The sequence below is a fragment of the Rhodococcus sp. MT28 genome (genome assembly GCF_058792695.1).
Genome location: NZ_JBXAFD010000006.1, coordinates 112,168 through 126,717 on the forward strand (window position 1 = coordinate 112,168; position 14,550 = coordinate 126,717).

At 63.7% G+C, this 14,550-nt stretch carries 14 protein-coding genes and 2 pseudogenes; 14 read left to right on the forward strand and 2 right to left on the reverse strand.

The genetic code is table 11. From position 1 onward, the window contains the following. Positions 1-27: 27 nt before the first annotated feature. Complete coding sequence (locus AC1Q6C_RS23005) at positions 28-1,368, reverse strand: SLC13 family permease (protein ID WP_064111369.1); 1,341 nt, start codon at positions 1,366-1,368, stop codon at positions 28-30. Between the two features lie 99 nt (positions 1,369-1,467). Here AC1Q6C_RS23005 and AC1Q6C_RS23010 point away from each other — a divergent pair, with 99 nt between their 5' ends. From AC1Q6C_RS23010 to AC1Q6C_RS23075, 14 genes and pseudogenes are all read left to right on the forward strand, one after another. After that, a complete protein-coding gene (locus AC1Q6C_RS23010; RefSeq protein WP_492666830.1) occupies positions 1,468-2,115 on the forward strand; it encodes a FadR/GntR family transcriptional regulator in 648 nt (215 codons plus the stop codon). Positions 2,116-2,382: 267 nt separating this feature from the next. Continuing rightward, positions 2,383-4,947 (forward strand): ATP-dependent zinc metalloprotease FtsH, encoded by a 2,565-nt coding sequence (gene ftsH, locus AC1Q6C_RS23015; protein ID WP_230359473.1) that lies wholly within the window; start codon positions 2,383-2,385, stop codon positions 4,945-4,947. 59 nt (positions 4,948-5,006) lie between these two features. Beyond that, positions 5,007-5,624 (forward strand): GTP cyclohydrolase I FolE, encoded by a 618-nt coding sequence (gene folE / locus AC1Q6C_RS23020; protein WP_019746783.1) that lies wholly within the window; start codon positions 5,007-5,009, stop codon positions 5,622-5,624. A 5-nt stretch (positions 5,625-5,629) separates the two neighbouring features. Then, positions 5,630-6,490 carry a dihydropteroate synthase gene (gene folP / locus AC1Q6C_RS23025; RefSeq protein WP_492666863.1) on the forward strand — a complete coding sequence of 287 codons (861 nt, stop codon included), beginning with the start codon at positions 5,630-5,632 and terminating at the stop codon, positions 6,488-6,490. A 1-nt stretch (position 6,491) separates the two neighbouring features. Continuing rightward, positions 6,492-6,857 (forward strand): dihydroneopterin aldolase, encoded by a 366-nt coding sequence (gene folB / locus AC1Q6C_RS23030; RefSeq protein ID WP_003945780.1) that lies wholly within the window; start codon positions 6,492-6,494, stop codon positions 6,855-6,857. After that, complete coding sequence (gene folK, locus AC1Q6C_RS23035; RefSeq protein ID WP_003945848.1) at positions 6,854-7,357, forward strand: 2-amino-4-hydroxy-6-hydroxymethyldihydropteridine diphosphokinase; 504 nt, start codon at positions 6,854-6,856, stop codon at positions 7,355-7,357. The genes folB and folK overlap by 4 nt, the downstream gene beginning before the upstream one ends. A 17-nt stretch (positions 7,358-7,374) precedes the next feature. Next, complete coding sequence (locus AC1Q6C_RS23040) at positions 7,375-7,842, forward strand: DUF3180 domain-containing protein (protein WP_153213529.1); 468 nt, start codon at positions 7,375-7,377, stop codon at positions 7,840-7,842. A 68-nt stretch (positions 7,843-7,910) separates the two neighbouring features. Beyond that, positions 7,911-9,032 (forward strand): DUF6779 domain-containing protein, encoded by a 1,122-nt coding sequence (locus AC1Q6C_RS23045; RefSeq protein ID WP_193777147.1) that lies wholly within the window; start codon positions 7,911-7,913, stop codon positions 9,030-9,032. A 110-nt stretch (positions 9,033-9,142) separates the two neighbouring features. Beyond that, positions 9,143-10,084 (forward strand): Rossmann-like and DUF2520 domain-containing protein, encoded by a 942-nt coding sequence (locus AC1Q6C_RS23050; RefSeq protein ID WP_003945822.1) that lies wholly within the window; start codon positions 9,143-9,145, stop codon positions 10,082-10,084. Continuing rightward, positions 10,077-11,009 carry a pantoate--beta-alanine ligase gene (gene panC / locus AC1Q6C_RS23055; protein ID WP_003945953.1) on the forward strand — a complete coding sequence of 311 codons (933 nt, stop codon included), beginning with the start codon at positions 10,077-10,079 and terminating at the stop codon, positions 11,007-11,009. The genes AC1Q6C_RS23050 and panC overlap by 8 nt, the downstream gene beginning before the upstream one ends. 27 nt (positions 11,010-11,036) lie before the next feature. Further along, positions 11,037-11,483, forward strand: coding sequence for an aspartate 1-decarboxylase (panD, locus tag AC1Q6C_RS23060; protein WP_003945761.1), 447 nt, complete (start codon positions 11,037-11,039; stop codon positions 11,481-11,483). Between the two features lie 3 nt (positions 11,484-11,486). After that, positions 11,487-12,302, forward strand: a complete 816-nt coding sequence (locus tag AC1Q6C_RS23065) for a type III pantothenate kinase (protein ID WP_007726991.1) — start codon at positions 11,487-11,489, stop codon at positions 12,300-12,302. 261 nt (positions 12,303-12,563) lie between these two features. Beyond that, positions 12,564-13,070: pseudogene (locus AC1Q6C_RS23070) on the forward strand (cysteine dioxygenase); the annotation flags it as partial. 9 nt (positions 13,071-13,079) lie between these two features. Continuing rightward, complete coding sequence (locus AC1Q6C_RS23075) at positions 13,080-13,502, forward strand: rhodanese-like domain-containing protein (RefSeq protein ID WP_003945445.1); 423 nt, start codon at positions 13,080-13,082, stop codon at positions 13,500-13,502. A 24-nt stretch (positions 13,503-13,526) separates the two neighbouring features. Here AC1Q6C_RS23075 and AC1Q6C_RS23080 read toward each other — a convergent pair. Beyond that, positions 13,527-14,483, reverse strand: a pseudogene (locus tag AC1Q6C_RS23080) (AraC family transcriptional regulator); the annotation flags it as partial. Positions 14,484-14,550 lie beyond the last annotated feature (67 nt).

A 14,550-nucleotide genomic window follows, 5' to 3' on the forward strand; every position in this document is an offset into this window, starting at 1 on the left:
GCGAGTTCCCTTTCTTTGAGCGAAGATTCAGACGGACCAGGGAACAACGAACATCAGCCAGGCGAGAATCGGCGTCACCACCATGATGGTCATGCCCCACCGCATCGTCAGCCCGAACACCACGTCGCGTTCTTCCGGAGCGGCGTTCGCGACCACCAGCGCGCCATTGGTCGAGAACGGACTGCAATCGACCAGAGACGAGGAGATTGCCAGCGCGATGACCAGACCGGTTGCATTGACCTGACCGGTCATGAGGAATGGAATTGCCAAAGGGATGAGTGCGCCGAGGATTCCCGTGGTGGATGCAAACGCCGACACGATCGCGCCGATCAGACAGATCAAGAACGCCGCGAGAAGTGGAATCCCCACGTGTGCAACAGAATCCCCGAGCCACTGGACGGTGTTCTGGTTCTGCAGAAGAGCGACGTACGTGACGATTCCGCCGATGAGGAGCACGGTGCCCCAGCTGATCTTGTCGACGGCGCCGCGGGCGGAGGCCGGGAAGATCAGGGTGAGAAGTACCGCGACGGTCAGTGCGGTGAATCCGACGTCGAGGTCGAACACCAAGGCGCCGAGTGCAAGCGACGCCAGTCCGAGCAGGGTGAGTCGCCGCTCGAGATTGAGCGCTCCCTCGTGCGGAGCGGCCCCACCCGAGGACTTGCCGCCACCCTTCGAGCTGTCGCTGGAACCCGAACCGGTGATGGTGTCGCCACCGCCAGACGCATTGCCGACTGCGTTGACGAGCACGCGTTCGGAGGCGCCGCGCGCAATCAACGCGCGTCCGCCGAACGAGACGTACGCGATGGCAGCAACAACGGCCGCGGCCGCGAAGGTCGAGACGAACAGCAAGGCCGGGCTCGACGGGAGGCCGTTCTGACGCATGACGTCGTTGGTGATCACGCCGAAGATTCCGATAGGGGAGAAGCTGCCCGCCGTTGCGCCCTGGACGACCATGAAGCCCATCAGCATGGGGTGGATCCGGTAGCGGGTGGCGAAGCCCATTGCCACCGGCGCGATGATGGCGACGGCAGCGGGACTGACCGCGCCCATGGCGGTCACGGCTGCGCACACCGCGAACATCGCCCACGGCACGAGGGCCACTCGTCCTCTGACCGCGCGGACTGCCGCGTGAATGATCCAGTCGACCGTGCCGTTGTTTCTGGCCAGCGCGAACAGGTAGGTGACGCCGACCAGGATGACGAAGAGGCTGGCCGGGAAGCCGTCGAGGATCTCGCTGGTATCGACGGTGAAGACCAGTGTTCCGACGACGAAGGCAGCCACCAGGGCGAGCGCACCCATGTTCACCGACCTCACGGTGGATATGACGAACACCAGGACAAGTACTGACAGGGCTATGACATTTGCCATCGAACTCTCAATCCGTTCGCGACCAGCTTGTGGTCTGCATCACTTGGAATTGGCCTAGCCTCTCTGCCACTGCTCCATTTGTCAAGTACACTCCGAGGCATGAATTCGACGTCATCGCCCGGCTCGCGCTCGGGCCTGCCCGGACGATTGAAGCGTCCGCGTCTGTATGAGCAGTTGGCCGAGCACATTTCGAATTTCATCGAGGCTCAAGGCCTTTCGCCCGGCGATCGGCTTCCTCCCGAACGCAGCCTGGCTGCCGAACTCGGCGTGAGTCGCGCGTCGCTGGCTCAAGCGCTCGTTGCCCTCGAGATCCGAGGCCGAGTCGAAATCCAGCACGGTAACGGTGCAGTGATTCGTGAAGCTCCGACGCCCGACGCGGGCCGCTCTGCGGACTCGGGAGTGCGGCTACAGGACCGAACCGTCGACGAACTGACTGCCGCCAGGGAGGCGATCATGGCCGGCCTGGCTCGGGCGGCGGCGTCGAATCCCAACGCTGCGCTTCGGGTCGCGATGCTGACCGACGACGGGACCGAGAGAAACTTCGCCGAGACATGGCGCTGCGTCAGGCACCTGGCCGGTGGCGGCTTACTGGCTGATCTCGACGAGACCATCGCCCAGCAGGCGGACGTGCCCGAATCCTCGGCTCGACTGTCTGCGCGACTCGATCATCTCGCTCACCGCATCATCGACGGTGACCAATCGGGCGCCGCTGACGCTGTTGCGGGAATCCTCTCCGACACGGCCTGACGAATAACGACGGACAAGCGTCGGAAAAACGCACGATAACCACTATGAGCATGTTCGCTCACAGGAAACTGTGCTGCGACGTAGCCCGGGAACCTGATCGGCAATGCGCACGTTGAACACAGTGACGACCGTTCCAACCAAGCGGCACGGCCGCTGGCGGGCATCGATGGGGCCGATCGCGGTAACCTGCAGGTGTCCGGTTGGCAGCCGGAAGGCGACCTGGCAGACCCGCACTCTCGAAAGGACCGGCCACATCGGCCGACCTGTATGAACCGTAAGACTGTGTTCCGTAACGTGCTACTCGTAGCCGTCGTGCTGTTGGTGATCTATGCCTTCAGCTACTTCAGCAACGACACCCGCGACTTCAAGACCGTCGACACCTCGGTCGCGATCTCCCAACTCGACGCCAAGAACGTTGAGTCGGCGCAGATCGACGACCGTGAGCAGCAGGTGCGTCTGTGGCTCAAGAACGGCAACGACGCCACCGACGGTAAGACGCAGATCCTGGCGAAGTACCCCGCGAGTGCGTCGGAGCAGATCTTCGACAAGGTCGAAGGCGCCGGTGCGGACAAGTTCAACACGACGGTCACTCAGGAGAGCTGGCTGACGTCGATCCTTCTGTTCGTGCTGCCGATGATCATTCTGTTCGGCATCTTCTTCTTCGTCATGAACCGGATGCAGGGCGGCGGTGGTCGCGGCGGAGTCATGGGATTCGGTAAGTCGAAGGCCAAGCAGCTCACCAAGGACATGCCGAAAACCACGTTCGCCGACGTCGCCGGTGCGGACGAGGCTGTCGAAGAGCTGTACGAGATCAAGGACTTCCTGCAGAACCCGGCTCGCTACCAGGCGCTCGGCGCCAAGATTCCGCGCGGTGTGCTGCTGTACGGCCCTCCCGGAACCGGTAAGACGCTGCTCGCTCGCGCTGTCGCAGGCGAAGCCGGCGTCCCGTTCTTCACCATCTCCGGTTCTGACTTCGTCGAGATGTTCGTCGGTGTCGGTGCTTCGCGTGTTCGCGACATGTTCGAGCAGGCCAAGCAGAACAGCCCCTGCATCATCTTCGTCGACGAGATCGACGCCGTCGGTCGTCAGCGCGGCGCAGGCCTGGGCGGCGGACACGACGAGCGCGAGCAGACACTCAACCAGTTGCTCGTCGAGATGGACGGCTTCGGTGATCGCACCGGCATCATCTTGATCGCCGCAACCAACCGCCCCGACATCCTCGACCCCGCACTGCTGCGTCCGGGACGCTTCGATCGCCAGATTCCGGTCGGCGCCCCCGACCTCGCCGGTCGCCGCGCGATCCTGCGCGTGCACTCGCAGGGCAAGCCGATCGATCCCAACGCCGACCTCGAAGGTCTCGCCAAGCGGACCGTCGGAATGTCGGGTGCCGATCTCGCCAACGTCATCAACGAGGCTGCGCTGCTCACCGCACGCGAAAACGGAACCGTCATCACCGAAGCCTCGCTCGAGGAATCGGTGGACCGTGTTGTCGGTGGACCGCGGCGTAAGAGTCGCATCATCAGCGAGCACGAGAAGAAGATCACGGCGTACCACGAGGGCGGTCACACGCTGGCTGCTTGGGCAATGCCTGACATCGAGCCGGTCTACAAGGTCACGATCCTCGCTCGCGGTCGCACGGGTGGCCACGCGATGACCGTGCCAGAGGACGACAAGGGTTTGATGACGCGTTCGGAGATGATCGCTCGTCTCGTCATGGCAATGGGTGGACGCGCCGCCGAGGAGTTGGTGTTCCACGAGCCCACCACCGGAGCGTCGTCCGATATCGACATGGCGACCAAGATCGCCCGCGCGATGGTCACCGAATACGGCATGAGTGCCAAGCTCGGCGCGGTTCGCTACGGACAGGAGGGCGGGGATCCGTTCCTCGGCCGTTCGATGGGCGTTCAGTCCGACTACTCACACGAGATCGCCCGTGAAATCGACGAAGAGGTGCGCAACCTCATCGAGGCAGCGCACACCGAAGCGTGGGCAATCCTCAACGAGTACCGCGATGCGCTCGACCTCATCGCTACCGAACTGCTCGAGCGTGAGACGTTGACTCGCAAGGACCTCGAGAAGATCCTTGCCGGCGTCGAAAAGCGTCCGCGCATCACGGCTTTCAACGATTTCGGTGGGCGCACGCCTTCGGATCGTCCGCCGGTGAAGACTCCTCGCGAACTCGCGATCGAGCGCGGCGAAACCTGGCCGGAGCCCGCTGCCGCACCTGTTCTCGTCAAGGCAGGTGCACCCAACAGCGGTGCCCCCAACAGCGGTGCCCCCAACGGTGGTCTCCCCAACAACGGCAACCAGGGACCCTCGAACGGCTACGCACAGCCTTCGTACCCGCAGCCGAGTGCTCCGCAGCAGACTCCGCAACCGGGAACACCCGACTACGGAGCGCCCGCCGGATGGTCGGCACCGGGTTGGCCTCCGCGTGAGAACCCGTCGCCGACGTACCCCGGACAGCAGTCGGGTGGGTACACCGGTGGACAGAATCCGACCCCGCCGAACCAGTCGCAGGGCCAGTACGGTCAGCCCCAACACGGTCAGCCCCAGCAGCCCGATCAGGGGCAGTACGGCCAGCCGCACCCGGGGCAGCAGGCGTACCCGGAGCAGCCGCATCCCGGCCGCCGTTACCCCGCGCAGCCCGATTACCCGGTGCAGTACCCGGACAGTGGACCCTTCGCCGATCCGAACCGGGGAAACCCGTCGGGTGAAAACCAGTGGCAGAGCCCCGCACCGGAACAGCCGCAAACTCCTCCGCCGCATCATTCGGCTGAGGACGAGGGACCGAGCACCGTTCGCTGGGACGGACCGGACGGATCTCGCTGACCTTGCGCCACTAGGCTCTGCGGCGGGGGACCTGTGAACAATTCTCGAGGAGAGTTCGGTTGTCGGTGAATGATGTGGCCAGTGAACTGGTGTCGCTCGGAACGGGCCGCCCGTTCGATCAGGCGCGAGCAGAGGCTGCCGTACGGGAATTGTTGATCGCGGTCGGGGAAGATCCGGAGCGCCCAGGCCTGCTCGATACGCCGGCCCGGGTTGCGCGCTCGTACAAGGAGATCTTCGCGGGTCTGTACTCCGAACCTGACGACGCGTTGAACACAACTTTCGACGAGGGTCACCAGGAGTTGGTGCTTGTGCGAGACATTCCGATGTTCTCGACGTGCGAGCACCACCTGGTGTCCTTCCACGGTGTTGCTCACGTTGGCTACATCCCGGGAAAGTCGGGCAAGGTCACCGGTTTGTCGAAGCTCGCGCGCGTCGTCGACCTGTACGCCAAGCGTCCGCAGGTTCAAGAACGCCTGACCAGTCAGATCGCGGATGCTTTGATGCGCAAGCTCGACCCGCGTGGAGCCATCGTCGTCATCGAAGCCGAGCATCTGTGCATGGCGATGCGCGGTATCCGCAAGCCCGGAGCCAGCACGACCACGTCTGCGGTTCGTGGGCTCCTGCAATCCAGCGCGGCCTCGCGGTCCGAAGCGCTGGACCTCATCCTGCGTAAGTGAGCAAGATGTCCGCGGCTCCCGTTGCAGGCAGCGATCCGGCCCGGATGGTCGTGATGGGGATTCTGAACGTCACCGCCGATTCGTTTTCCGACGGTGGTCAATTTCTCGATCGTGACGCGGCGATCGCTCGCGGACTCGAACTGCAACGCATCGGCGTCGACATCGTCGACGCCGGCGGCGAGTCGACGCGTCCCGGAGCCACCCGCGTCGATCCGAAACTCGAGGCGGACCGAATTGCCCCGGTGATCGAAGAACTGGTGGCAGCCGGAATTCGCGTCAGCGTCGACACGATGCGTGCTTCCGTTGCCGCCGCCGCGATCGAAGCGGGCGCAGGCATCGTCAACGACGTATCGGGCGGTCGCGCAGACCCCGACATGGCCTCCGTTGTGGCCGACGCCGGAGTGCCCTGGATCCTCATGCATTGGCGCTCGGCCGGTGACTATGTCCATCGTGGCAGCGCCGATCACTACGACGACGTGGTCCGCGATGTCCGTGACGAACTGCTGTCGCAGGTCGATCTGGCGTTGAAGGCGGGGGTCGATTCGTCGTCGATCATCCTCGACCCCGGCCTCGGGTTCGCTAAGAACGCCGACCACAACTGGGCACTGTTGCGTGCACTACCCGAGTTCAACGCGACCGGATTCCCGGTACTGGTCGGCGCTTCCCGAAAGCGGTTCCTCGGGTCTCTGCTCAGCGATCCCGACGGCAATCCGCGTCCACCTGGTGGCCGCGAGACTGCGACGGCCGTGGTCTCCGCCCTTGCAGCGCGCGAAGGCGCCTGGGGAGTTCGGGTGCACGACGCACAAGCTTCGCTCGACGCCATTGCCGTGGTCGACGCCTGGAACCGTGGACGAGAAAGGGCCTGACATGGGGGACCGAATCGAATTGCGCGGACTGAAGGTTCGCGGCAATCACGGAGTGTTCGACCACGAGAAGCGTGACGGTCAGGACTTCTTCATCGACATCACCGTGTGGATGGACTTGGCTCCCGCCGCGGCGTCGGACGACCTGACGCAGACCCTGCACTACGGCGAGTTGGCGGAAGCCGCCGCAGCGATAGTCGCCGGCCCGTCGCGCGATCTCATCGAGACCGTCGCCGCGGAGATCGCCGACGACGTCATGAAAGATTCGCGAGTCGAGAGCGTCGAGGTTGTTGTCCACAAACCGTCGGCACCGATTCCGCTGGTTTTTGCGGACGTCGCCGTCGTCGCGCATCGGACCCGATCGGCATGACGCGCGCTGTTCTGTCGATCGGTTCCAACATCGGCGACAGCGTGGCTCACCTGCAGTCCGTTGTCGACGGGTTGGGCAGCGCCGTCGTTGCTGTCTCACCGGTCTACTCGACCGCGCCGTGGGGTGGCGTCGAGCAGCAGGATTTCTACAACGCGGTGGTGGTGGTCGACGATCCCGAAGCCGATGCCGCTGAATGGCTTCGCCGCTCGCAAGCTCTCGAGGAAGCCGCAGACCGGGTGCGCGAACAGCGGTGGGGGCCACGGAGCCTGGACGTGGACGTAGTCGACTGCGAAGGCGTCGTCAGTTCCGATCCCGTGCTCACACTTCCGCATCCGCGCGCGCATCTTCGGGCATTCGTTCTCGTTCCCTGGCTGGACGTCGAGCCTGACGCGACGCTGATCGTCGACGGCCAGAAGTTGCCGGTGGCACAAATTCTCGACGGCCTCGATCGCACTGAGCGCGAAGGTGTCCGCACTACCGATGTGGTGCTTGCGCGGTGACCGAAAAAGACAAGGGTTTGAAGCCGACCCGGATCAGTGAACTCGCGGTACTCGCCGCAGTGGCGGCCGTGGCCACCTGGATTCTGATTCGCGTGTTCTACGGTTCGATGCCGCCCATCCCCGTTTATGCGGGAGCGTCGCTCTACTTCGTCGCCGTTGCCGAGGCCGTCTTCGCTTTTGTCATTCGTTCACGCGTCAAGAACCGGCAGGTCGGCGACGGGCTCAGACAGCTTCATCCGATCACCGCCGCCCGAGCGCTGGCATTGGCCAAAGCATCCGCTTTGGTCGGTTCAGCTACCGTCGGTGTCTGGGTCGGAGTGCTGGTGTATCTCATCCCACAGCGCTCGGTTCTGCAGGCTGCAGCCTCCGACACGCCGGGCGCGTGGGTGGGGTTGGGCGCCGCAATTGCGCTGGTAGCGGCAGCTCTGTGGCTCGAACATTGTTGCAAGACGCCGGAAGATACACCTGACGAGCCTGCGCACTGACAGCCTGGTCGGCAAATCACCCACCGAGGTACGTGGCGACCCCGGTCTCGGCAAGTACCCTGGCAACCATGACAAATTCTGGTCGATCGAAGTCTGCGCGCCGAAGCAAGCGCAGCGCGAGCCAGATGATCATTGCTGCTCTTCTGGCACTTGCTGTCATTGCTTCGCTGTTTCTGATTTTCAGCAACAGCGTTCAGCTTCTTCGGGTGGGTCTGGTCGTCGCTCTGTGGGCAGCCACCCTCGGCGCTATCGCCATGACCAAGTATCGGCGTGAGTCGGCACTGGACAAAGCCAAGGTTGCCGATCTGCAGACCGTGTACGAACTGCAGCTCGAACGTGAAATTTCTGCTCGACGTGAGTACGAACTGAGCGTCGAAGGTCGCGTGCGACGTGAGGTGACCGCGGACGCGGAGGAACTGGCCGGGCTGCGCGCCGAATTGGTGGCGCTGCGCCGAAACCTCGAAGCACTGTTCGAAGGTGGACTGCTGCCCGAACAGACCGCGCTCAAGACCGATTCCACGCGAGTACCGGAACTTGGCGGTAGTTCGTACGGCGCGTACCAGCCGGCACCGTCGGGGTTGTATGTTCCCGGCGCCGGCCAGAGCGGACCCAGCCAACCGGCACCGAACGTCGGCGGCTTGGCTTCGCCCAACGACGATCCGGTGACTGCTGAGACAACCGTCGTGTTCGCGGAGACGTCGTGGCGTGACAGCAGCTTCGTGGCGCCGCGCGTCATCCCGACCCAGAAGTCTCGAGAGACGCAGAAGCCACAAGAGACACAGAAGCCCCAGAGCGGGAACCTAGCGCCGAGTTCTCCGGTGAGTTCCTCGCCGACACGAACGGTGAAAGACGTTCCGGTGAAGAAGGATTCGGAGCCGGTCGCGCCGGTCGAGCCTGAAGTCAAGGCTCCCGCCCAGGCCCCGAACATCGAAGATGCCGTCATCGAAGACGCTGTCGTCGAAGAGGTGCCCGAGGTTGTTCCCGCGGTTGTTCCCGAAGCTGTCGCGGAAGCTGAACCCGAATCCGCTGCGGAGCCTGACGCGGAGCCGCGACGTCGTCGCCGTGCTGCCCCGGAAGATGCCGCCAGTGGTGCTCATTCCAACGGATTGACCGTCGCCGAAATCATGGCAAACCTGAGTTCGAACAGCCCGTCCGAAGGCTCCGGTCGACGCCGTCGCCGAGAGGACTGAGTCGCAGATCACTCGCCCGGCCATGGCATGACGGTTCGGGCGAAGGATATCCTCGGACGCAGAACGTCTGGTACCCGCCGAGCGGGACTGGAACGAACGAGAGGAATCCGGTGACTTCCTTCGGGATCACTAATGGACCTGCACCTGCGCGATTGACGGTAGGAATTGTCTCCGCAGGCAGGGTCGGAACAGCTGTCGGTGCCGCATTGGAGCGAGCCGGTCATGTTGTCAGCGCTTGCTCCGCCGTCTCCAGCGCCTCGGTTGCCCGCGCTGTGAAGCGGCTTCCCGATACCGAAATTCTTCCGGCCGCCGACGTCGCAGCTCGTTCCGAGTTGCTGATTCTCGCCGTTCCTGACGATCAACTTGCGGATCTTGTTCGAGGTCTGGCGGCCACCCATGCCGTCAAGCCGGGCACGCTCGTCGCCCATACGTCCGGTGCCAACGGGATCGCGATCCTGACTCCACTCACCGAACTGGGCGCACTACCCCTGGCTATCCATCCGGCGATGACGTTCACCGGTCACGACGAGGACACCGCACGGCTGTCGTCGGCATGCTTCGGAATCACCGCTGCCGACGACATCGGTTACGCGATCGCGCAGTCACTGGTCCTCGAGATCGGCGGCGAGCCCGTCCGAGTGCGCGAGGAGAACCGCGCGCTCTACCACGCCGCACTGGCTCACGGCAGTAATCACCTGGTCACGCTCGTGGTCGACGCCGTCGAGGCCCTGCGAGCGTCGTTGCAAGGTGACGAGCTGCTCGGTCAGCAGTTGGTCGACGGCGATCCGGGTGGAGTGGCCGAGCGAGTCCTGCAGCCGCTGCTGTCGGCGGCCTTGGACAACGCGCTACGACGCGGTCCCTCGGCGTTGACCGGCCCGGTGGCACGCGGCGACGCTGCTGCTGTCGACACACATTTGCGCGTACTGACAGACCTGGATCCGGAGCTCGCTGCCGGCTATCGGGCGATGTCCTTGCGATCGGCCCAGCGGGTGGGCGCCCCCACCGAATTGTTCGACATCTTGACTGAAACGGGAGGTGACCGTCGTGAGTGATCTGCAGGGCGGATACAAGCGCGGCGAACTGACGGTGCACCACGATCCGGACAAGCTTCGGCGCGTCTCGCGGGCACTGCGAGGTGTCGGGCGTCAGGTGGCGCTCGTTCCGACGATGGGTGCGCTGCATGCCGGCCACATCGAACTGGTTCGTCAGGCCAAGGTCACCGGCGCCGTCGTGATCGTTTCCATCTTCGTGAACCCGCTCCAGTTCGGTGCCGGCGAAGATCTGGACGCGTACCCGCGCACTCTCGATGCGGATCTCGACCTGTTGCGCGCCGAGGGCGTCGAATTGGTGTTCGCGCCGAGCGCCAAGACGATGTACCCGCGTGGTCAGCGCACCACCATCGTGCCGGGCCCGTTGGGTAGCGAACTCGAAGGCGGAGCGCGCCCCACTCACTTCGCGGGAATGCTGACGGTAGTGGCGAAGCTGCTGCAGATCGCGGCACCCAATCACGCGTACTTCGGTGAGAAGGACTACCAGCAGCTGACGCTCATCCGTCAGATGGTGTGGGATCTCAACTTCGATGTACAGATCATCGGAGTTCCGACGGTTCGCGAGTTCGACGGCCTCGCGTTGTCCTCTCGCAATCGCTACCTCGACGAGAACCAGCGCGCGGCAGCGGTCGCGCTGTCCGCCGCTCTGATCGCCGGTGCACACGCGGCGGCTGGGGGAGCGGAAGCAATCCTGGAAACCGCACGCGCTGTTCTGGCAGCTGTTCCGGAAATCGAGGTCGACTACCTCGAGGTTCGGGGCGTCGATCTGGGCCCCGCGCCCGAGCGAGGTGACGGCCGACTGTTGGTGGCCGCCAAGCTCGGAACCACCCGTTTGATCGACAACGTCGGTGTCGCGGTGGGAACCGGCTTCCTCGAGCGTGACACCGACCCATCCGCCGACGCCATCGACGACCTGCTGTCTCACTGAGCACTTTTCACGAGTAAGGACCTGGATATGTTTCGCACGATGATGAAGTCGAAGATCCACCGCGCCACCGTGACTCACGCCGACCTGCATTACGTCGGCTCCGTCACCGTCGACCAGGATCTGATGGACGCCGCAGACCTCCTCGAAGGCGAACAGGTGTGCATCGTCGACATCGACAACGGTGCGCGTCTCGAGACGTATGTCATTGCCGGCGAGCGCGGAACCGGTGTCATCGGAATCAATGGTGCGGCAGCGCATCTGGTCAAGCCAGGCGACCTGGTCATCCTCATCGCCTACGGCGTGATGAACGAGCAGGAAGTCAAGGAGTACTCCCCGCGCGTAGTCTTCGTCGATGCCGACAACAAGCAGATCGAACTCGGTTCCGACCCGGCTCACGCGCCGGAGGGTTCGGGTCTGATCACCCCACGCATGCTGTCGACGCTCGAGGCCTCGCGCGAATCCAGCCTGGTGTAATCCATGCTGCTCACGGTCGACGTCCGGAACACCAACATCGTTCTCGGTCTGTTCTCCGGGACTGGTGAGTATTCGAAGCTGTTGCAGGACTGGCGAATGCGAACCGATCCTCGGATGACTGCCGACGAGTTGGCGTTGACCTTCCGTGGGCTGTTGGGTTCTCATGTCGATCAGATCACCGGCGTTGCGGCGCTGTCGACAGTGCCGTCCGTCTTGCGTGAAATCCGTGTGATGCTCGAGCGGTACTGGGGTCACGTTCCCCATGTGGTGGTCGAACCGGGTATTCGCACCGGAGTGCCACTGCTGGTGGACAACCCCAAAGAGGTGGGAGCCGACCGGATCGTCAACAGCCTTGCCGCTCACCATCTTTACGAGGGGCCATGCATTGTCGTGGACTTCGGTACGTCGACCTGTGTCGACGTCGTTTCCGCCAAGGGTGAGTTTCTGGGCGGCTGCATCGCGCCCGGACTCGAGATCTCGACCGATGCCTTGGCGTCGCAGTCCGCTGCGCTGCGCAAGGTCGAATTGGTGCGCCCGCGTTCGGTGGTCGGCAAGAATACCGTCGAATGCATGCAGTCCGGTGCGGTATTCGGCTTTGCGGGCCTCGTCGACGGATTGGTCAACCGCGTCCGCGACGAACTACCGGAGTTCGGTGGTGACGACGTCTCCGTGATCGCGACCGGGGACAGCGCACCGCTGATCATTCCCGAGTCCGACACCATCGATCACCTCGAACGGGACCTCACCCTCGAGGGGCTGAGGTTGGTCTTCGAGCGCAATCAGGCGCGTCGTGGATCCGGTCGACGACCCGTCGCCTGATCGATGGTTTCGTTCCAGCGGTTTCGCGATTGCAAAAGTTATGCCACAATGGTGCTCGTGAATCGCTGCATGGGTGCTCAGGAGTGTTGTCGAGGCTGACCGCTGCCTTGACCAATTCACATTCCTTGGAGCTAGCTCGTGCTATCCACATATTCTGCAGATCTCTCTGATTTGACCCCGACTCTCGCTGCTGATCGTGCTGTTTCCGCAGGTCGTAGCGCTAATCGTGGGGCGTCCGGACGCCGTCCGAGTGGTGCGTCGTTGCCTACCCGCCTTCGCCCGGCCGATCTGCTGCGGCTGACCGACGAGGGAGCAAACGGCGTGCTCGACGGCCGTTTCGATCACCTCATCCCCGATACCTTCCCGACGCTCGACCGTTGGTCCACCCGCTTGCACGCGGACGACGACGTCGATGTGTGGCTCATCAGTTGGGTGCCCGAACGCAACACCGAATTGCACGACCACGCAGGCTCGTTCGGCGCCTTGACCGTCCTCAGTGGTTCGCTCACCGAATTCCGTTGGGCCGGTGACGCCCTGGTGGAACGCCAGCTCGACGCCGGCGATCAGGCTTCGTTCCCGCTCGGATGGGTTCACGATGTCGTGCGTTCGACGGATGCTCCCGGTGCTCCGATCGAAATCAGCTCTGATGCACCGACTCTGAGCGTTCACGCCTACTCGCCGCCGCTGACGGCAATGTCCTTCTACGAAGTGACGGATCACCGGACACTTCGCCGCACCCGTACCGAGCTGACCGACCTGCCCGAGGGGGGGCACCAAATGACCATCGACCAAATGCTCGACGACGCTCGCGCACAGATCGATCGTATGTACGTCTTCCAGCTCACCGAAGCCTTCCACCGCGGCGCGATCTTCGTCGACATTCGCCCGCAGGCGCAGCGCGCCATCGAGGGAACTCTCCCCGGTGCACTCGCGATCGAGCGGAACGTGCTCGAATGGCGCCTTGACCCCACCAGCAGCGCACACCTCGCGTTGGCCACCGACCACGACGTCGAGTGGGTGATCGTCTGCTCCGAGGGTTACACCTCGAGCCTGGCCGCAGCGTCGTTGCAGCAGTTGGGTCTGCACAAGGCCACCGATCTCGTGGGCGGGTACCAGGCGATCAAGGCCGCCGGCCTGCTCGGTGCGCTCAGCGGAGTTCGTCATTGCTCCCGCGAGTTGGCGGCGGTTTCGGCTCATTGAGGTATTTGCTGTGCGCCTTTCTTCACCGCGGGCGGTTAATAAAGGCGCACAGCGGGTCTGGCGGTACATCTTCGGGCTCATTCCGTGATGACGGGTGAACGCGGTTGTGAGGGCAAAGGGGCTCGAGTAGCCCACTTCTCGCGCGATCGACGACACCGTTCGTGCCGGGTCTGCGAGTAGATCCGCCGCCACGGACAGTCGCCACTCGGTCAGATAGCCGACAGGTCCGAGCCCCATGAGGCTGGTGAACCTGCGCGCGAAGGCCGCTCGTGAACTGCCGGACTCCTGGGCCAGGCTCGCGACCGTCCAGGGGTGCTCCGGCCGATTGTGTATGAGCCGCAAGGCATGCCCGATGACGGGATCCTCGTAGGCCTTGATCCAACGCGGTGATCGATTCGGGTTCTCGGCGAACCACGTACGGACCGCCGATATCAGGACCAGGTCAAGGAGCCTGTCCAACAACACTTCCTGCCCTGGCCCGTCGGCGGCGATCTGTTGTTCCAGAAGGTTTGTCATCGGCGCGGTTTCGATGCTGCGTCGTACTACCGCGACGGGTGTCAGGCTGTCGAGGATCTGACGGCTGACATAGGAGTCCAAACGGTATGTGCCCGTGAGCATGACGGTCTGACCACTGGTCGAGTTGCCCCAGGTGCGAATGCCGTGAACTGACATGTCCTCGAGTGGTGATCCGTCGACCGCAGCGCAGTTTTGTGCCTCGTCGATGAGTACGTGGACCGGGGTGTCCGGGTGATCGGCGACCGTGTAGGGATCGGGGCCGCGCAGGAGTGCAACGTCGCCGGCCTCGAGATCTTCTGTCTGTCCGGTGTCGGAGACGACGACCGCGCTGCCTCGAACCAGAACCAGCACGGTGATCGGTGCGTGGTCCTCGATACGTAATGACCACGGTGGATCGAGCAGCGAGCGCAGTAGAAAAGCGCCCTCCGCCCGCGATCCCGCCAGCATCATCGACAATGCATCCATGCTTCGACCGTAGACGCTGGCGTATGTTTTTGCGACCTTCGGCTATGGATCGTATTGATGCTCCGCG

Bases quoted from the DNA above. Each gene is read 5' to 3' on its own strand.
- ftsH (WP_230359473.1), top strand. From the start codon at position 2,383: ATGAACCGTAAGACTGTGTTCCGTAACGTGCTACTCGTAGCCGTCGTG.
- panD (WP_003945761.1), top strand. From the start codon at position 11,037: ATGTTTCGCACGATGATGAAGTCGAAGATCCACCGCGCCACCGTGACT.
- folP (WP_492666863.1), top strand. From the start codon at position 5,630: ATGTCCGCGGCTCCCGTTGCAGGCAGCGATCCGGCCCGGATGGTCGTG.
- AC1Q6C_RS23045 (WP_193777147.1), top strand. From the start codon at position 7,911: ATGACAAATTCTGGTCGATCGAAGTCTGCGCGCCGAAGCAAGCGCAGC.
- AC1Q6C_RS23005 (WP_064111369.1), bottom strand. From the start codon at position 1,368: ATGGCAAATGTCATAGCCCTGTCAGTACTTGTCCTGGTGTTCGTCATA.
- AC1Q6C_RS23075 (WP_003945445.1), top strand. From the start codon at position 13,080: ATGACCATCGACCAAATGCTCGACGACGCTCGCGCACAGATCGATCGT.
- folK (WP_003945848.1), top strand. From the start codon at position 6,854: ATGACGCGCGCTGTTCTGTCGATCGGTTCCAACATCGGCGACAGCGTG.
- AC1Q6C_RS23010 (WP_492666830.1), top strand. From the start codon at position 1,468: ATGAATTCGACGTCATCGCCCGGCTCGCGCTCGGGCCTGCCCGGACGA.
- AC1Q6C_RS23065 (WP_007726991.1), top strand. From the start codon at position 11,487: ATGCTGCTCACGGTCGACGTCCGGAACACCAACATCGTTCTCGGTCTG.
- folB (WP_003945780.1), top strand. From the start codon at position 6,492: ATGGGGGACCGAATCGAATTGCGCGGACTGAAGGTTCGCGGCAATCAC.